The sequence below is a fragment of the Methanosarcina barkeri 3 genome, from assembly GCF_000970305.1.
GTDB lineage: Archaea > Halobacteriota > Methanosarcinia > Methanosarcinales > Methanosarcinaceae > Methanosarcina > Methanosarcina barkeri_A.
In genome coordinates, this window is the sequence record NZ_CP009517.1 from 1,008,210 (window position 1) to 1,027,903 (window position 19,694).

Consider the following 19,694-nt stretch of genomic DNA (forward strand, 5'->3'; position numbering starts at 1 on the left):
GTTTTCAAAAAGGAATATTCCTTAACCGGTGACTAATTAATATCAATTTATTATAGGAAGGACTATTGAATTACATAAAATAAGATTAGCATATATTAAAAAACTGAGTCTGTAACTTCACTTAATGCAAGTTTTAATTAAACTTCCTTGAAGATACCCAAAAACATTAAAGAGTTTTTGAACGATAGTTCTCTTATAGAGCCCTAAATAATGAGGATACTTATGCAGCATAATCCAGCGTCTCCCACTACCTTACTACTTTCTTACAACTTCTTGACTGCCTCTTGACTACCTCCAGACCACTTCTCACTATTTCCTCACTACCTTTTTCTCACTATTTCCTCACTATTTCCTAATTACTTCCTCATTATTTCCTCAAGATAATTTCATTTCTGGAAAACCGTTTACGATGTAATCCCCTGTTCCCAGGCTTGCTCAGTCATCACGATGAGTGCTGAATTAGTATTTTCTGTATACTTATCATATCCAGAGGACATCGCCTGATCGAAATACGAAGTTTCATAGCCGTCAGTGCTCTCTGGAGTTTTAATCATCGTCGTTTCAATGAATTTCCAGTTCCCGTCCGCTTTAAATCCTACAAACACATGACCAGGAATATGGATCAGTGCCGTATCCATACCTACAGACTCAAGAGCAGACGCATACAGTACAGCCAGATCGTCGCAATCTCCGCCTTTCAGGGATAATGTCTCGGTCGGTGTCTGGATATAATCTACGCCGGTTCCCAACGGGTCATTGGGATCGGAGACATAACATACCCCATATTGACCAAGCGCATCAAAAATTAGTTTGGCTTTATCCAGATTATCATCTGTACCCATTGTCGCACTTGCTGCAATATTTCTTACATTCGAGTCATGCGGATCGATATAGTACGAATAAAACGATTTTGATGAGATACCTGCGTTTGCAGATGCCAATTTAGAAGTATCTGCTAACGGAAGAGCATTTTTACCATATACCTTGAGAGGGACAGTACTTTCCACAACAGGTTGTTTTGTTCCTGATGAACTGTACTCAAGTTTCAAATACAGATTTTTCGTTGATTCTTTGCCAGCCTTTTCAAATACATCTTCGGGTATGCTTGGGGTTACCTCTATTTTCGACACTTTATTCGGAGAGATCTCACTGATGGATGATGAAACCCAATTACCACCTTCAGTACGGGTAGACAGAATAACATTTTCTGCAGATGACTCTCCATTGTTAGCAATGGTCACCTGGAAAAGCTTCTTTTTGTTATTTACATAATAACTATATACTGCTGGACTCACACCGGACATATCGGATACTGCACTTGAAACCGCCAGTTTTGAAGGAGAGTAGGATTCATAATCCCCAACAATATTCATTTGTTGTCCGAACTTCAAGACTACTAACTGTGGCTCAGGAGAATGATAATTATTTACATTACCATATTGCACTTTGTATGTACCAGGTTTCAATTCTATTGATATCTGCCCATTGCCCTGAAATTCTCCGTTTATGAATACATCACCATTCACAGAAGAGGTTTTGACTATTAATTTTGATACTGTTCTGGAATTAGGGTCTGTACTGGACTCAAAGATCTCCTGATAATCTCCATATAAGTCCCCGTCAGAATTTTCACTCAACGGATTAGTTTTATATTTATTTACTTCGTCAAAATCCGAGATTTTATCGGAATCAGTATCACCATTTGCAGGATCAGTATGTAGTGTGCTGACTTCATATCCATCCGAAATTCCATCAGCGTCCGAATCAGATGCAAATATGCTGGTATCATGCTGAATTTCACAGGGAGTGTTTAATCCGTCTCCATCGAAATCCACAACAACAGCGCCTGTTCCACACAGAGCAATAACTATTATTGCCGGGGCAGTATAATTGAATCTGAACCTGTGAGCAACCCCGAACAAAACAACAAGTATTATTGCTAGTTTGGCTAGCCTTGCTATTGTGTGTGAAATATCAGCATCAATCAAAAGTGCGCCCCCCTGAAAACAGAAACTGGAATGTAAATCCGACTTAACTGCAAAAAAATAATATGTAAGTGTAATTATTTGAAAGTTTCTTCCTTTTAATCCATTATATGCTTGCGTATTCTCTCTTTACTATTTAGTGACTTTAAGCTCTCTTTAATAGTATTCAGCATAAATATTATATAAAAGTAAATCCAAATCGTGTACATGCCTCTTTCCCTACACCCTATCAATACCGAACGTCTATATCTGCTCCCTGCCACCTCGGAGCTGTATCTTCTCGAACTACACGACCGCCAGGCGTTTGCTTCAGCTCTTAACGCTCATGTCCCTGAAGAATGGCCACCTGACCAGATAACTCCTGAAGTAATAGAAGATTTCATTGGACGAATTCAGGCAAGAAACCGGAAACTCTGGAGTTTTTACTGGTTTCTTTCCCAGGAAAGCCCTGAACAACCTGTATTGATCGGAAGCGGAGGATTTCTTGCTCACGAGGACGGGACACTTGAGATAGGATACTCTTTGCTTGATGCATATCAAGGTCGGGGATATGCAACCGAAGCTGTTCAATCAATGACGCAGTGGGCTTTTTCCAGCCTCAAAAGCAACAGTATAGTAGCTTATACGTATCCTCATCTGAAAGCCTCAGTTCGTGTCCTGGAAAAGAATGGTTTTATTTTTAAAGGAGAGGGCCCGGAAAAAGGAACCATAGCTTATGAATTTTTGAATAAAAACTAAAATTTCATCCTTGACTCCATAGCAGTTCTAATAGAAGATATCTTCATAGAAAATAATTTAAGTACTTCGATAAAATCCTATAAACCAGCAGTATAAACTTAATTTTATATATTTATAAGTATTATAGTTGTATGGGCATCTGTAAACTCTTCGTTTAACACCCTCCATCTATCTCCGTTCCTCCATTTCAAAAACGGATGCCCTCTTTTTTCTAAAACTTTCTAAACTCTTTGTCGAAAAATGTACACATAAAAACGAACTCTACCCATTTTACTTTCCGCTTTCCTCTTTCGATCTTTTCTTGCCTTCTTACATTCTTCTTTTGATCTTTTCTTGCCTTCTTACATTCTTCTTTTGATCTTTTCTGCCTTCTTACATTCTTCTTTTGATCTTTTCTTGCCTTCTTACATTCTTCTTTTGATCTTTTCTTTCATTCTTTCCTTCTCCTTTCGATCTTTTCTTTCATTCTTTCCTCCTCCTTTCGATCCTTTCTTTCATTCTTTCCTTCTCCTTTCGATCTCTTCTTGCCTTTTCCTTTCGATTTTTTTTGCCTTCTTATCTTCCTCCTTTTGACTATTATCCTTTTCTTCTAACCTTCTCTTGATCCTTTTTCTCTTTCTTCCTTTACCTCCTCTATTTCCTCTGATCTATTTCTTTTTCTATCTTTCCTGTTTGTTCAAAGGAAGGACTTTTAAATTGATAGGTATTTAATTAAAAAACGGATCTAATAAATGGAACAAATAATAAAATCAATATTTTGTAAAAGGAACGGAGATGGTGCATTGACAGAAAATCCATTAAAGGTTATTGTGGACCAGGACCCTCAATTATTTACCCTTCTTGAAAATACACGCGAACTTGCTTTCGTGGAAGACGGAATTCCTCTCAAGTACAAATTTCTGCTTGCAATGTCCCTTGATGCAGCTAATGGTGCAGTAAACGGAGTAAAATCCCTTGCAGTTCAGGCAATGCAGGCAGGAGCGACAAAAGAAGAAGTGATGCAGGCAATAAGGATAACTCAGTACATTTTTGGAGTTGGAAGCGTTTATACAGCCTCTGAGGCCCTGAAGGACATTATGTAAGTAGTATAAAAGGAATCCATGTACTAAGGAAATCGTTATATCGTCAAGGAGTTTCTTGCCTTTATGTATCGATTTTGGAGCAAAAATAGTCTTAAATTCTATCATTGAAACTAAAATAGAATAATGATTATCAGATAAATAAAAATATAAAGAACTCTATAAAACCAGGAACGAGAGAATTGGAAATAGATCTGCCGCATTTGCGGCAGAATACTAAAATAGAAAATTACTTACTTTTTAGGCCGGGACGCCTATGTAAACTATATGAAGTTCCTCTGCTAGATCTTCAGCACTGTTGTATTTTTTGTCCGGAAGCATACCAAGTTCTCGTAGTATATCCGGAATTGCTTTACTTTTTCTTGCTTGTTCAATAACCTCTTTTCTTTCTATAGGAAAATCAATATTTTTTAACATCTTTTGAATTTCTAGAGGAAGTTCGGTGACATATTCTCTCTTACTTTCATTTTCCATTATATCTCCCCTTTACTTTTGTTTAATCCTTAAAATTCCCTGATGACACCTGCAAAATTTCTATGCTCCTTTTCCGAAGACTATTATATTTTGCAGCATGCCACCTCTATCGTTTTTATAATTAGAATTTAACAACATTTTCCTTCTTTGCAGACTATCTAGTCTGCAAAGTTTCAGAAGGAAGATGAACTTTTTAGCATACTTAAAATGACGATTTACTATTTAAATCTTAACAATATTCTGAAATAATATGTTAAAAATTATTACTTCATTTTATTTTAGTAACAAAATATCATGTAGAAGAGAAAAAAACAATCGAAAAAGAACTGCAGAAAAAGGACAGATGCTTTACAGAAAAGTTCCAAAGAACGGAAATGACCTTTCAGTACTGGGATTCGAATGCATGCACCTTCCTATGAAAGAGAATAGAACAATTGATGAGGAAAGAGCTATCCGGCAAATTAAATACGCAATCGACCAAGGAGTTAACTTTATCGGCACGGCACGACCGTATCACCTGAAGAAAGCGCTCCTCTCCTTGGGTGAGCCCTTTGCAGCTGGTTACAGAGAAACTACAAGGATCTGACCTGGAGCAAAGAATGGCCATTACTAAACAATTACTTTAAAAAAGATGTTTAAAAAATATTCACAATCGTAATAGTGCCATAACTCCAAAAAACCTCCGATTTTATATCGTCGAAGCCAGTCAAAGAGAGATTAATTACCCAGCACACTTTCAATGTAATAACATTTTTTTTGCTTTTGTACCTTAATCAAGTCCAGATGCGCAGGTTTTTTACTGCTTACTGTACTATTCACTATACCCTTCTGTTTGAATTTGACTGGCATTTTACGATTTTTATAAAATATATCAAGTATATCCGGCACCAGTGCAAGGAGAGTCTGGTTCCAAACGATAATTGTGTATACTCCGGTTTACAAAAAGAGGGTCTGCGTATGTGTCTGTACTTGATGTGCAGTTCTGATAATTACCTGCAGAGTTATTGTACAAACAGTTATTTTCCAGCACAAAAGCATCTGTTTCAGGGAGATAATTGATTATTGCATATCCAGTTCCGTCAGGATCTGTTTTACGCTTCTGGGTGTTTACAATTATGTTCTTACGAACAATTGTTGTGTGTTCCGTGCTTGCGGGTGAAAGACTGGAACGAGTTTCATAGGTAGGATAGGTTTGGATGCCTATGGGAGACATGTGAATAATTGCCGCATGATATACCCCGTCAAAGACATTGTTTTCGATGAGAGTATCATAAAATCCACTTGTTATTATACCTCCTACCCATTCAATATTTGGGTTCGTGCCAGTATTGTAAAAGATATTGCGAAAAATATGGACGTTCTGAGCTTCCTCCCTGGGATAGGACTCTAACCAACCTATTAACCAGATTCCAGACCCATAAATGTCGTGGATAATGTTATTATATATCTCTACGTCGTTAACAGTCCCTGTTGTTTTCTCAACCATAATGCCAGAATCGCCTCCACTCCAGTGATAAAAAGAGTCAATTACATTATCATGAAATCTTATGTGGTTTGAATTTAAAACTCTAAGACCGCAATCAGTCCTGATGGTTATTTTATTATTCCAGGCTTCCAGGTTCTGACAATCTTCTGCAAAAAAAGCATTATGACCCATTTTATAGATAACGTTATTGTAAAACTGAACATTGTAACTTCGATCTACTTTCAATCCTTCTCCATGCCCGTCATGCATATACATGTCATGAACTTTGATATCAGTAGAATTGGAGAAGTAGATCATGTTATAAAATCCATACCCAGTTGGTTTATCCAGATTACTGTCATGGTTTCCGTCGATTTCAAAGCCTTCTATAGTAACTTCATGTATCCCGGTGCTGTTCATCTGCGTTATCATGGGCTTACCCACTGGCCAGTTTGCATTGTCTTCGAGTTTTACTACAGCCGTAGAATCTCCTTCTAAGGTTGTATTATTTCCAATGAGAATACTATCTGAGATAACGTATGTATATGGGCCTTTGAAATAAACGGTTGTAAGGTACGGGTTTTCTGAAACATATTTAAGGGCTTTGTTTATCTCTACCTGGTCATCAACTCCATCACAATTAAAATCTCCACTTCCGTTTCCTGCTATATACACAGTCTTACTCTGTATGGGGCTACCAAGGTTTAAATTATCAAAATCGAGTGGATTGTATATAGTCTTATTTTCCATTACTGTAGTCTGGTTATCCTGTTCAATAGCTGCTGAAGCCGCAGATGAAACAATAATTAAAAATAAACTCAGAATCGCTGATACCAAGCCTGTTAAAAAGTGATTTTTTACCTGTCTCATTATTATATTCCTTCATCTTCTTTTTATTTTTCATTTGACAAATGTTAATATAATCTTTTAAATTATATAGTTAAAATTTTCCATTAAAACATAATATTTAAAAATTAATATAATATGAAAGAACTTATAGTATTTTTTCAAATTTACTGTGAGGCTGGTCCCAATACTTAAATTACTTCTCTTATTCCTGTATCCCGAATAATCAATCAAGTTTCAGATCACGAAAAATAACTCAAGGAAAAAAGGAAAAATATAAAAATTAAAATACAGTTATATAAAAATAAAATTGGTTTTGGGATAAACTTTAAAATAAAAATTAACTTTTTATTATATAAAGAATACAAATCTTCTAACATATCTTCTGACATTAAATTTTCTATCCAATAACTTTTTGAAATTGTAATTTCCAGAAAATCCGAAATACTGCCAAATTTGTTAAAAGTAGCAAAAAGCCTCAGATCCTAAAACTTAACTCTAGCTGTCCTCCTGAAACTAAATTCGTATCTTATCTAGGAATTACCCCATTAATCCGCTTGAGCGAGCGAAGTGAGCGAAACGGACCCGTCCTCCCGAGATGGAACTCGGGTGACGGAACTCAGAAAGTGAAACTTCTTTGTTCATAAATTAATCCGCTTGAGCGAGCGAAGTGAGCGAAACGGACCCGTCCTCCCGAGATGGAACTCGGGTGACGGAACTCAGAAAGTGAAACTTCTTTGTTCATAAATTAATCCGCTTGAGCGAACTACGTGAGCGAAACGGACCCGTCCTCCCGAGACGGGACTCGGGTGACGGGACTCGGGTGACGGAACTAAGGTAACGAAGCGTAATTCAGGTGTAGAAACCCTTAAAATAACATAAAAGCTTAAAACAAAGGGGTAACGGAAATGCTATACCGAAAAATGCCAAAGAACGGAGATGAACTTTCAGTACTGGGATTCGGATGCATGCGCCTCCCTGTGAAAGAGGATGGAACAATTGATGAGGAAAGAGCTACCCGGCAAGTTAGATACGCAATCGATCAAGGAGTTAACTATATTGACACGGCCTGGCCGTATCACATGGGAGAAAGCGAACCTTTTCTTGGGCGGGCCCTTGCAGCTGGTTACAGAGAAAAGGTCAGGCTTGCTACGAAACTTCCCTCATGGACAATAAAAAAGAAAGAGGACATGGATCGTATTCTAAATTCGCAACTTGAAAGATTGAAAACTGATCATATTGATTATTACCTTGTGCACGGACTTGTAGGGCTTTTATGGGACAAAATGGAAAAGCTTGAAGTGCTGGATTTCCTTGACAGAGCAAAGGCTGACGGCCGAATTGTCAATGCCGGTTTTTCATTCCACGGGACTATTGACGATTTCAAACGAATCGTGGATGCGTATCCCTGGACTTTCTGCCAGATTCAATATAACTTTCTGGATGAAAAGAACCAGGCAGGAACGGAAGGGCTTGAGTATGCCGCTTCAAAGTGTCTGGGAGTTATTATTATGGAACCCCTGCGTGGAGGCAAGTTGACGAATCTCGTGCCTCCTGAAGTTCACGAGATATGGAATGAAGCAGCTGTAAAACGCACACCTGCAGAATGGGCCCTTCGATGGATATGGAACCGTCCAGAGGTTACGGTTGTACTATCAGGCATGAACGAGGAGTCGCATATTGAAGAAAACCTGAAAATCGCATCTGAGGCATATCCAGATTCCCTGACTGACGCCGAATTGAATCTTGTAAAAAAAGCGGAACAAAAATACAGGCAATTTATGAAGACCGCCTGCACGGGCTGTAGATATTGTTTACCCTGTCCTTCAGGCGTCGATATTCCCGGCTGCTTTGAGATCTACGATAACTTTTACCTGTCAGGCAATGAGAGTGAAGCAAAACTTATGTATGCGGCAAAACCCGGAGGAATTATAAGAGGCGATGTCCCTGGTTATGCTTCCCAGTGCATCCAGTGCGGGCAATGTACTGAAAAATGCCCACAGCACCTGGATATTCCTTCCCTGCTCGAAGCCGTGAAGGAAAAATTTGAGGGAAAAGACCTCAAAGGATGGAAGATTTTTGCGAAAAAGACGTTCAGAAAGGAATGAAAAAGAATTTGAGATATATAAAGAGTAACCGTTCTGAAAGTGTTATTGCTTTTTATTTTCTTTTATTAATTTTTTATTAGTTTTTATTCAGCAATCCTTGCCTATCGAAAAAGCTTTTCCAAGATTACACCCGATGCCATAATAGTCTCTACTTCCAGGGTTGTATATAACAGGTCTGATTTTCTCAATATCAGGGTTTCCTTTTTCGTCGAGCACGGATTCATCGGCTTTAATATCAAGGATTTCTCCTACAAACAGGGTATGGAGCCCTATCTCAAAGTTATGCAGAAGCTTGCACTCGAGGATAACCGGAAACTCACCTACGTAAGGAGCAGGTACAAGCTCACTTCTTACCGGCGTCAAGCAGGTAGCCTCAAACTTATCTTCATCCCTTCCGCTTGTAATGCCAAAGTAGTCGGCCTGCTTTACATAAGCTTCTGACGGGATACTGACCGTAAATGCCCTGTTTTCCATGATCCCTGCATAGCTGTAAGTCGCTTTTCTTAAGGATACGCTGATACATGGAGGGTTAGAACAGCAGATTCCTCCCCAGGCTGCAGTCATACCATTTGGCTTTCCATTCATGTCATATGTACCGACAACCCAGGCTGGAGTCGGAAATGCAAGTGGTTTTGCTCCTATTGATTGCTTCATATTTTTACTTTTCTTTTCGATAGTACAAAATGCTTTCGTGACTTATCATCATGTGTTTTGTTACTTGAAAGTTTTATGCAAATTTCAGGAGAATTTGAGTTTTTAATTCAGATACTTTTTAATTCAAGTGTTTTTTAATTCAAGTGTTTTTTAATTCAAATGTTTTTTAATTCAAGTGTTTTTTAATTCAAGTGTTTTTTAATTCAAGTGCTTTTCTTATATCTGCAACATGTACTATTTTTAAACCTTGTGTTCATGTATAACTTCGCATAAGAATTTCAATTATACTTATACATGAAACTTATCACAATTATACACGATGCTAATCTGCACTTATCTACTAAACTCGTCTATACTTAAATTTATAGAAAGTCTGTCATCTTTAATGTTTCTAAATATTTATTATCTTCAGAGTCTTAAAGACAATTTTTCAATGAGGGTTGCTGCGCCAGTTTCAATAATTTTCCGATTTTTTTTCGTCGGGCACTCAACAGCCCCGAAAATCTGCAATCAGTTAAAAGTTATTGAGTATCTTGTATAGTTGCCGTTATATAATATGCGAGCTATAAGATAGATACAGGAGTACTAAGTTCATTACTCCCCTTTCTTGAGAAAAACATGTTGAGGGACTCTTTGGAAAGGGAAAAATTATGGGGGTGCAAGATTGCGAAACGTGAACAAGTACGGTAAGCTATTGCTTAGTGCATATATTATGAAGAAAATGAAGTCAGGCGGATCTCCAGGGAAAAGGGGAATTTTACATAAATATGCTAAGCTGGCCCTAGGCGCGTATATCCTGAATAGACTTAAATCAGGGAAACTTGAAAAGGAAGAAGAAGTCGAAGTAGAACCTGAAGAAATGATTAGTGAAGAAAAAATTGAAACTGGTAAGGGGAGGCCTTCAATGGGGATAGGTAAAATAATTATGGGTGCTCTTGCAGGCGCAACACTCGTATATGCTGTTAAAAGACATAATGCTAAAAAGAGAGCGCATAAAATCGCAGTGGAATGAGCCTGGAAGGGCATAGGCCGGCACAAAACGAGTAAGTGGTGTAAACTCCTGCTGGCTGTGCTTGCAGGAGCTGCCATTATACACCCATTTAAAACATTTGTGCTCCAACTGGCTCCTTCCGGAAACTTTAAAATCGTTTTTCATTTTTAGAAGCAGGTTTAAAGATAAAATCGATATATTCTGAGATGCAGACCTTTGCTTTCAGGCGTGATTTCCCTATATGGATCGAGTTCGACATATACCCATGAACAATGCAAAAATTACGAAAGAAAACGTAATAGTTAGAAGTTATGCTTTAGAAGAGCCTGTATATAGATTACTGGACACAGAGTCCAGAATGTTGATGTAGCCGACAAAAATGTAAAAGGTATCTGAAAAGGATCTGCTATTGAATGGAAATAAATGTAGGCTGCTGACGTATTTATTTAATGGGACCTAACAATAATAGAGTTGGAAATTTAATTCCGTTTACTGAGACTGAATAATAGTTAAAAGCTTAAAAGACTTCATAGAATTTGTTTCAAAATTATACATAATTCCATTAAACCAATATCTGAAAATAGAGAAATTAAGATCAATAAATCTAAACGGAATCTACTTTTTTGGTTAAAATTATAAATATTAGAAATTTTTGAAACATGCTCATTATAAGCGAATAAGTAACTACTATGGGAAATATCAACTGATTATTAAGGAATCACATTTATTTTAGATTACAGTTTATTTTAGATTACAGTTTATTTTAGATTACAGTTTATTTTAGATTACAGTTTATTTTAGATTACAGTTTATTTTAGATTACAGTTTATTTTAGATTACAGTTTATTTTAGATTACAGTTTATTTTAGATTACAGTTTATTTTAGATTACAGTTTATTTTAGATTACAGTTTATTTTAGATTACAGTTTATTTTAGATTACAGTTTATTTTAGATTACAGAGAATTTCAATAAACCCAGTCTATGGCTGGTTGCTTATAAATAGTATATAAGTAACTTCTTGATATTAGAGGTTTATCGAAATTATCTACAGTTTGTTTTAGATTACAGTTTATTAATCTTCTTTCTCGCCATAACCCCCACCTCCCGGAGTCTCGATTACAAAAAGCTCTCCTGACTTCAGCTCAATTTCGGCCTGGCCTTCGATTTCAAGAACACTACCGTCCCTGCGAACAAATGAGTTTCTTCCGCATTTTGCAGGCATTCCGCCTTTGAGCCCGAAAGGTGGAAGTTTTCTGTGGCTTGAGAGAATGGCAGCGTTCATGTCTTTCAGGAACCTGATCTTTCGGACAACACCGTTTCCACCTCTGAATTTGCCGTCTCCACCGCTTCCTTTCAGGATGGAAAATTCTTCAAGCAAAACAGGAAACCTCGTCTCAAGAATTTCAGGATCGGTTATTCTGGAATTGGTCATATGAGTGTGCACAGCGTCTGTTCCTGAAAAGTCCGGGCCTGCCCCTGAACCTCCGCAAATAGTTTCATAATACTGAAAATCGGCATTTCCGAAGGTAAAATTGTTCATCGTACCCTGTGAAGCCGCAAGCGTGCCAAGAGCTCCGAACAGTGCATCAACAACGTACTGCGAGGTTTCAACGTTCCCTGCAACAACGGCTGCAGGAGGCTCTGGCTTGAGCAGGGAACCCTCGGGAATAATAATCTCAAGCGGCCTCAGGCAGCCTTCATTCAGTGGAATATCACTTTTTACAAGCGTTCTGAAAGCGTAAAGTACTGCAGCTATGCAAACCGATGCCGGTGCATTGAAGTTATTTGAGAGCTGAGGAGAAGTACCTGTAAAATCAATTTTAGCGCTCCGATTTTTACGGTCAATTGTAACCTTCACTTTAATTGCGTTTCCATCATCGAGTGTATAAGTAAATTCCCCGTTTGCAAGCCTGTCAATAACTCTTCTGACTGCTTCTTCAGCATTATCCTGCACATGTCCCATGTAGGCTTCAACCGTTTCAAGGGAAAACTCTTCAACCATTCTGCGCAGTTCGGACAGACCCTTTTCATTTGCTGCAGTCTGTGCTCGGATATCCGCAATATTCTGGTCAGGGTTTCTTGCAGGGTATTTTCCCGAGCCAAGCCACGTCTTTAGCCTTTCTTCACAGAAACGGCCCTGTTCTACGACTTTCATGCCTTCGCTCAGTACCCCTTCTTCAACAATTGTCCTGCTACCAGGAGGCATAGACCCTGGGCTGATTCCTCCAACATCGGCATGATGGCCTCTGGAAGCCAGATAGAACAGGATTTTTCTGGAATTTCCAAACATCGGGGTAACAACCGTAATGTCAGGAAGATGGGTTCCTCCATGGTATGGGGAATTGATCAAATATACATCTCTTGCATGCATTTCCTTTAACTGTGTCCGGATAAGGGATTTTACACATTCTCCCATTGAGCCCAGATGCACAGGGATATGAGGAGCATTTGCTACCAGGTTTCCCTGACTATCAAAAAGAGCACAGGAGAAGTCCAGCCTCTCCTTTATGTTTACTGAGTGGGCTGTGTTCTGAAGAGTAAAACCCATCTGCTCGGCAACTGACATGAATCTGTTATTGAAAATCTCGAGCATTACAGGATCAACATCTGTTCGTATAGCTGCACGGCCCGAGAGTGGAACTTCCCGTTTAAGGAAAAGGTGGTTACGTTCAGTAATCGTACCTTTCCAACCGGGTTCAAGTACAATGGTTGTGTTTTTTTCAATAAGCACAGCCGGACCGCTTACATGGGTTCCGGGCTTGAGCTCATCCCTCTGAAAAACCGGAGTCTCATGAAACTCTCCGTTGCTGTACATCCGTACCACAGCGACAGAAGAGAAAACAGGATGCTCTTCCTTTTCCAGCACAGGGTCCAGAACCCTTTCGTTAATTCCGACGGTTTCCACGGAAACTGCTTCAACAACTATGGCTTTGCCTTCCATTGTAAACCCGAAGCGCTTCCTGTGGGCTTCTTCAAAGCACTTCCTGAGAGCAGCCGTATCCGCAAAATCGATGACAAGCTGTGTATCTGAACCTGCATAACGCATATGCATCTTATAGAGCGCAGTTATTCGAGATTGCTGCACACCCTGTTTGAGCATGAGCAGACGGCCTTCATGCTCAAGCTCGGAAAATTCCTTTTTCAAATTATCTACCAGCATGTCCGAGAGCTCGATGCCTATATAGCGTTCTTTTATAAGCCTCTGGTCTGCAAGTCCCATGCCATATGCCGAAAGCACACCTGCATACGGATGAATGAAGATGCTTTTGATTCCAAGGCTGTCTGCAACCCTGCAGGCATGTTGAGCAGCAGCTCCTCCAAAACAGCAGAGAGTATACTCTTTTATATTGTACCCTCTCTGGACCGAAATTTTCTTGATGGCATTGGCCATATTCTCAACCGCAACCGAAAGGAAGCCCTCGGCTATTTGCTCAGGCGTCCGGCTATTGCTTTCGTTTTTGCCTTCACCTGAAACCTTTTCTGCAAGCTCTTCGAATTTTCTGTGCACAAGTTCGTAGTCGAGAGGCTGGTCGGCATCTGGCCCAAATATTCTTGGGAAAAACTCAGGCTGCAACTTCCCAAGCATGACATTGCAGTCGGTAACCGTAAGCGGCCCTCCTTTTCGATAACACGCCGGCCCTGGATCCGAACCTGCCGAATCCGGCCCTACCCTGAACCTGCCTCCCTCGTAATGAAGTATGGAACCTCCGCCTGCTGCAACCGTATGTATGCGCATCATAGGCGAACGCAGGCGCACTCCTGCAATCTCGGTTTCAAGACTGCGCTCGTATTCTCCGCTGTACTGGGCTACATCCGTAGATGTGCCACCCATATCGAAAGTAATGATTTTTCTCGCCCCTGCCATTTCCGAGGTTGCAACTGCTCCAACGATCCCACCTGCAGGACCGGACAGGATACAGTCCTTGCCCTGAAAAGTTTCCGCATCCGTAAGCCCTCCGCTGGACTGCATGAACATAAGCCTGGGACTTCTCTTGACTTCGTTCTCTTTTCCATCCCCGCTATTTATTTCGGTTCCATTTTCTGTCCCTTCCCCATTTTCTTTTTCTGTCCTGTCTCCATATTCTTTTTCTGTCCTATCCCCGCTTTCTTTTTTTATCCCATTCCCGTTTTCTTTTCCTTCCTTTCCTTCTTCCAGGGATTCCTGTACCATATTAACGTATCTGCGGAGCACAGGAGAGAGATATGCATCTACTACAGTTGTTTCCCCCCTGCTTACGAGTTTAATTAAAGGGCTTGCCTGATGGGAGAGAGACACCTGCGTAAAACCGATTTCTCTGGCAAGCCTGCCAAGTTTGAGTTCATGCTCAGGATACCTGTACGCATGCATAAGTACGATTGCAGCCGAACGAATTCCGGCTTCAAAAGCCGCTTCAAGCTCTTTTTTTGCATTTTCGAGGTCAAGGGGCACAAGCTCTTTTCCATCGGCCCCTACCCTTCCGGAAACCTCGATAACCCTTTCATAAAGCTGCTCCGGAAGTTCGATTTTCTGAGCAAAAATATCCGGGCGGTTCTGGTACCCGATTCTTAAAGCATCCCCGAACCCTCGGTTTATAACAAGTACAGTCCGTTCCCCTTTCCGCTCAAGAAGCGCATTTGTGCCGACTGTTGTTCCCATTTTCACGGATTCTATAATTTCAGCCGGCAGAGGCGCATTTCCAGGCAACTCTAAAATCTGCCGAATCCCGTGCATGGCTGCATCTTTATAATGACACGGATCGTCGGAAAGAAGCTTGTGAGTGATCAGTTTTCCATCAGGGCTGCGGGCTACGATGTCAGTAAACGTGCCTCCACGGTCTATCCAGAACTGCCATCCGGCTTTGGGGGACATGAAGAGAATAATTGTAGAGGTGGTATTAATTGTTAATTGGGGTTTGAGGTTTGAGCTTGATTTAGCAACATAAATCAATATTATTAACACAACTAAACATAATAAAGAAGGATTTAGGTTTTATTTTACAGCTAATTTAAATCAAGATTGACAATTTAAAGGTTAGAATGTGCACAAAAGCTTGGTAGAACCTATAACAAATTTGCTCAATGGCTTGCAATGCCTACGGTTCCAGACCTATTTTTTGGAAAATAATTTTAGTTCCGTTTTTACAGGTCGATTAGAATCCTTCACCCAAGTTCGATAGTAGTGACCACGTAAACCTTTTCAAGGTTTATGTCAGGCTTTTCTCGACTGTACATCCGAATAGTTTTGAACATCACAGTCATTTCATATTTATTGGCAATCTCCATTGCGTTTTTGTTTGGTTCCGGAACATCCATATATATAGCTTCGTCCGGAACAGAGGCCTTGAGAGCCAGAAAGATGTTTTCTGCCGTTATCGCATCATCGGCAAAAAGAGGGCCTATTCTGTATCCGTTATGGCATTTCCTTATAACGCCGTATCCTTTCAGCTTTCCGGCTTCAACGGCTGCAAAGGCATAAGAATCAGGTTGTTTAATCCAGTTTTTCAGAAAGGCAGGTCTTGGAGCCGGAAACATTTCCCTGTCGTACTCCAGCAGGCTCTCAAATGGCACATCTGAGATTTTTGCAAGCCCATCCGGAACTTCTCCTCCTCCTCTTCCTTCAAAGCGCAGGTTGCTGTAAAAGGACTTGAACTTCATAAGCTTCTGGTACTTCTTTTCGTTTTCCACTACTGCATCAAGCCCAATATTTCTGTTTCCCATCCGTTCCAGGAATTTTTCAGTTAATTTAATCCCTACTCCTTTATTCCTGAATTCGGGTTTAACCACATAGACGCCAATAAAACCAAAGGAATCATCATATGTAACAGCAGAGACACAGCCTATGGGCTCTCCTTCAATTTCTGCAATAAAAAAACCATCAGGATCGGTTTCATAATAAAGTTTCCCATCATGGATGCCAGGGATCCATCCTTGTGCGGCTTCCATTTGGACCACAAATTCGGTTTCATCACGTCTCATTTTCCGGATTTTCAGCCCTTGAATCTCTATATTATTTTTTTCCATGTATTACTGTACTTTTATGTTGTATTTATGTTTTATCTGACCTTCCTAATAATTGTCCTGAAAGATACTCATATGAAAAGCTGTTAAAAGCTGAAATGAAAAGAGAAGAAACCATCCAATATCATGAAAGCTACGAGCACATATCAATTTTCATTGCCATTAGACGATTATAAGAAGAGAGAAGAAAAATTTAATGAATATGAGCATGAAGAAACCTTAAGAAAGCTGATGCAAAATATTGTGATAGGCTCAAATTTTGTGGTGAAGTCTGAAGCTAATCCAATCACAAAGGTGGAACAAAAACAGATGTTAATGTAAGCGTCAATATAGATTTAAAGATATATTTACCGCAGATTCAAAACGAATTTAATAAGCTGAAAAAAGATTAAGAACTTAAATCCTGAACTTAGAAGTAAATTGGATGAGATTCAGGATAGGATTGACCTTATAAACCTTCACCCAAGCTCGAAAGTCGTGACCCCGTAGACCTTTTCAAGGTTTATGTCAGGCTCTTCTCGACTGTACATCCGAATAGTTTTGAACATCACAGTCATTTCATATTTCTTGGCAATCTCCATTGCTTTTTTGTTTGGTTCCGGAACATCAAGATATATGGCTTCATCCGGAACAGAGGCCTTGAGAGCCAGAAAGATTTTCTCCGCTGTTATCGAGTCATCGGCAAAAAGAGGGCCTATTTTGTATCCGTTCTGGCATTTCCTTATAACACCGTATCCTTTCAGCTTACCGGCTTCAACGGCTGCAAAGGCATAAGAATCAGGTTGTTTAATCCAGTTTTTCAGAAAGGCAGGTCTTGGAGCCGGAAACATTTCCCTGTCGTACTCCAGCAGGCTCTCAAATGGCACATCTGAGATTTTTGCAAGCCCATCCGGAACTTCTCCTCCACCTCTTCCTTCAAAACGCAGGTTGCTGTAAAAGGATTTGAACTTCATAAGCTCCTGGTACTTTTTTTCGTTTTCTAATACCCCATCAAGCCCGATATTCCTGTTTCCCAGATGTTCCAGGGATTTTTCAGTCAATTTCGTCCCAATTCCTTTTTTCCTGAATTCGGGTTTAACTACATAGAAGCCAAAAAAACCAAAGGAATCGTCATATGCGACAGCAGAGACACAGCCTACCGGCTTTTCGTCAACCTCTGCAATAAAAAAACCGTCAGGATCGGTATCATAGAAAATTTCCCTGTCATGGATGCCAGGGTTCCATCCTTCGCCGGCTGCCATTTGAATTGCAAATTCGGTTTCATCACGCTTCATTTTCCGGATTTTCAGCCTTTTTATCTCTCTATGACTTTTTTCCATATATTATTGTACTTTTGTATCGTATTTATATTTCATTCACAACTAACATTTTTTAATTATATTTTGTTTTCAATTGGCTACACATTTCACTGTCGAATTTCTTATTTCCATATTTTCTAATTTATTCCTACAGTTTTTAAAAACATCAACACAGCCTGACATCAGCTTATTTGAAAAAATTTATAAATTTATGGTTGCAATGAATCACTATGCAAACGTACCAGGGAATTATTGTTGATGCCATTTCCAGGCGGAAGTTCAAAGGTGAAATTGCCGTTGAAAACGGGAAGATTATCAGTATCAAAGAGAAGGAGCATGAGAATGAACAGTATATCCTTCCAGGGCTTGTAGACGCTCATGTACATATCGAAAGTTCGATGACCGTGCCTTCGGTTTTTGCCCGGATGGTCGTTGCAAGAGGTACGGTTGCAGTGGTTAGCGACCCTCATGAGATTGCAAACGTCATGGGAGAAGAAGGCATTGATTATATGCTTGAGGATGCCCGAAAAGTGCCTCTGAAAATCTATTTCGGAGTGCCGTCCTGTGTGCCGGCTACGCCTTTTGAATCTTCGGGAGCGGTGCTGGATGCCGAAGCTGTTGACCGATTGCTGGCAAGAGAAGATCTGCACTATCTTTCGGAGATGATGAATTTTCCTGGCGTTGTTATGGGATTCCCTGAGGTAATATCTAAACTGGAATCCGCTAAAAAGTATGGAAAAAATATAGACGGACATGCACCAGGTTTGAGAGGAGCCGATCTCCGGAAGTACGTGGGTGCAGGAATTTCCACGGACCATGAATCTTTTACTTACGAAGAAGCGGTTGAGAAAATAAAGCTTGGAATGAAAATACTGATCCGGGAGGGTAGTTCAGCCCGGAATTTCGAGACGCTACACAGGTTAATCGATGTATATCCAGAATCGGTCATGCTCTGCACCGATGATTCTCATCCTGATACTCTGATATATGAAGGGCATATCGATAAGCTTCTCAGGCGCGGACAAGAAGAAGGACTTGACATCTATAACCTCATAAGGGCAGCAGTTATCAATCCTGTTAAACACTACGGACTTAATGTCGGGATGCTGCGTGAGGGAGATCCTGCCGATTTCATTATCATAGACGATATCAAATCATTCAATGTGATGAAGACCTTTATTGACGGAAATTGTGTTTACGATAACGGAAAGGTACTTTTTTCAGTTGAAAAAGCTCCTGTAAAAAACGTATTCAACAGAGGCAAGATTTCTATTGACGATATAAAGTTGACTCTGCCTGATTCGGAGATTAAAGGGGAACAGATGGAAAAACAGATGGAAAAACAGATAAAAAAAATCCGGGTAATAGTTGCCCAGGATGGAGAACTTGTCACAGGTCAGGAAACGGTGCTTCCAAAAGTAGAAAACGGAAACCTGGTTTCGGACCCTGCACGGGATATTTTGAAAATGGTTGTCCTGAGCAGATATGCCAATGACCCTGCCCAGATCGGTTTCATTAAGAATATGGGCCTGAAAAAAGGGGCTATTGCGAGCAGCATTGCCCATGACAGTCATAATATAATTGCAGTCGGAGCAACGGATGAGGATATAGTTGAAGCCGTTAACCGGTTGATAGAAAACCGGGGAGGAATCGTTGTTGGGACCGCAGAAAACCTTCTTGATCTCCCACTGGAGGTTTCAGGCCTCATGAGTATTCTGGACGGAAAAGAAGTAGCTGCAAGGTACGAGCAGTTAAATGAAGAAGCCAGGAAACTGGGAACTTCACTCATGTCGCCTTTTATGACACTTTCATTTATGTCGCTCCTAGTAATTCCTGAACTTAAATTGGGAGACAAAGGCCTGTTCAATGTGATAAAATTCGAATTTGTCGAGCTTTTTGCAGATGAATAAGCTGAAAAATTCCTGGCAGAGAATTTCTCTGCTTTCTCATCTGTTCATTTAATCCTTTAGTTACTTATCTACTCATTTGGCCATTTTAACTATTTGTTCTATCTCTCATATTAGTCGATCTTTTTCTACAATTTTAAAATATTGGCT

14 protein-coding genes are annotated in these 19,694 nt (G+C 39.9%); 7 read left to right on the plus strand and 7 right to left on the minus strand.

Going from position 1 to position 19,694, the window contains the following annotated elements; genetic code table 11:
• Positions 1-404: 404 nt before the first annotated feature.
• Positions 405-1,988, minus strand: a complete 1,584-nt coding sequence (locus MSBR3_RS04090; protein ID WP_048106626.1) for a transglutaminase-like domain-containing protein — start codon at positions 1,986-1,988, stop codon at positions 405-407.
• A gap of 204 nt (positions 1,989-2,192) precedes the next feature.
• Here MSBR3_RS04090 and MSBR3_RS04095 point away from each other — a divergent pair, with 204 nt between their 5' ends.
• Positions 2,193-2,723 carry a GNAT family N-acetyltransferase gene (locus MSBR3_RS04095; protein ID WP_048106628.1) on the plus strand — a complete coding sequence of 177 codons (531 nt, stop codon included), beginning with the start codon at positions 2,193-2,195 and terminating at the stop codon, positions 2,721-2,723.
• Positions 2,724-3,505: 782 nt separating this feature from the next.
• A complete protein-coding gene (locus MSBR3_RS04100; protein ID WP_196297003.1) occupies positions 3,506-3,805 on the plus strand; it encodes a carboxymuconolactone decarboxylase family protein in 300 nt (99 codons plus the stop codon).
• A gap of 237 nt (positions 3,806-4,042) precedes the next feature.
• Here MSBR3_RS04100 and MSBR3_RS04105 read toward each other — a convergent pair whose 3' ends face one another.
• Complete coding sequence (locus MSBR3_RS04105; RefSeq protein WP_048106632.1) at positions 4,043-4,276, minus strand: DUF2795 domain-containing protein; 234 nt, start codon at positions 4,274-4,276, stop codon at positions 4,043-4,045.
• Between the two features lie 250 nt (positions 4,277-4,526).
• Between MSBR3_RS04105 and MSBR3_RS04110 the strand changes: the two genes are divergently transcribed.
• Positions 4,527-4,862 carry a hypothetical protein gene (locus MSBR3_RS04110; RefSeq protein ID WP_048106634.1) on the plus strand — a complete coding sequence of 112 codons (336 nt, stop codon included), beginning with the start codon at positions 4,527-4,529 and terminating at the stop codon, positions 4,860-4,862.
• Between the two features lie 285 nt (positions 4,863-5,147).
• On the opposite strand, the gene MSBR3_RS04115 is transcribed toward MSBR3_RS04110, so the two are convergent.
• The gene (locus MSBR3_RS04115) at positions 5,148-6,491 is read right to left on the minus strand and encodes a right-handed parallel beta-helix repeat-containing protein (protein ID WP_155396873.1); all 1,344 of its coding nucleotides are present in this window, start codon (positions 6,489-6,491) and stop codon (positions 5,148-5,150) included.
• A gap of 1,004 nt (positions 6,492-7,495) precedes the next feature.
• Between MSBR3_RS04115 and MSBR3_RS04120 the strand changes: the two genes are divergently transcribed.
• Positions 7,496-8,695 (plus strand): aldo/keto reductase, encoded by a 1,200-nt coding sequence (locus MSBR3_RS04120; protein WP_048106637.1) that lies wholly within the window; start codon positions 7,496-7,498, stop codon positions 8,693-8,695.
• A gap of 87 nt (positions 8,696-8,782) precedes the next feature.
• On the opposite strand, the gene MSBR3_RS04125 is transcribed toward MSBR3_RS04120, so the two are convergent.
• Positions 8,783-9,349 (minus strand): flavin reductase family protein, encoded by a 567-nt coding sequence (locus tag MSBR3_RS04125; protein WP_048106638.1) that lies wholly within the window; start codon positions 9,347-9,349, stop codon positions 8,783-8,785.
• 673 nt (positions 9,350-10,022) lie between these two features.
• On the opposite strand from MSBR3_RS04125, the gene MSBR3_RS04130 reads away from it, so the two are divergent.
• A complete protein-coding gene (locus MSBR3_RS04130) occupies positions 10,023-10,361 on the plus strand; it encodes a hypothetical protein (protein ID WP_230628009.1) in 339 nt (112 codons plus the stop codon).
• Positions 10,362-11,414: 1,053 nt separating this feature from the next.
• Here MSBR3_RS04130 and MSBR3_RS04135 read toward each other — a convergent pair.
• Positions 11,415-15,191: a hydantoinase B/oxoprolinase family protein gene (locus MSBR3_RS04135; protein ID WP_048106642.1), complete on the minus strand. Its 3,777-nt coding sequence runs from the start codon at positions 15,189-15,191 to the stop codon at positions 11,415-11,417.
• Positions 15,192-15,481: 290 nt separating this feature from the next.
• A complete protein-coding gene (locus MSBR3_RS04140; protein WP_048106644.1) occupies positions 15,482-16,342 on the minus strand; it encodes a GNAT family N-acetyltransferase in 861 nt (286 codons plus the stop codon).
• Positions 16,343-16,465: 123 nt separating this feature from the next.
• Here MSBR3_RS04140 and MSBR3_RS04145 point away from each other — a divergent pair, with 123 nt between their 5' ends.
• Positions 16,466-16,660, plus strand: coding sequence for a hypothetical protein (locus tag MSBR3_RS04145; RefSeq protein WP_048106646.1), 195 nt, complete (start codon positions 16,466-16,468; stop codon positions 16,658-16,660).
• Between the two features lie 137 nt (positions 16,661-16,797).
• Here the strand turns inward: MSBR3_RS04145 and MSBR3_RS04150 are convergent, their stop codons facing one another.
• Positions 16,798-17,658: a GNAT family N-acetyltransferase gene (locus MSBR3_RS04150; RefSeq protein ID WP_048106648.1), complete on the minus strand. Its 861-nt coding sequence runs from the start codon at positions 17,656-17,658 to the stop codon at positions 16,798-16,800.
• A 209-nt stretch (positions 17,659-17,867) separates the two neighbouring features.
• Between MSBR3_RS04150 and ade the strand changes: the two genes are divergently transcribed.
• Positions 17,868-19,547: an adenine deaminase gene (ade, locus tag MSBR3_RS04155; protein ID WP_048106649.1), complete on the plus strand. Its 1,680-nt coding sequence runs from the start codon at positions 17,868-17,870 to the stop codon at positions 19,545-19,547.
• Positions 19,548-19,694 lie beyond the last annotated feature (147 nt).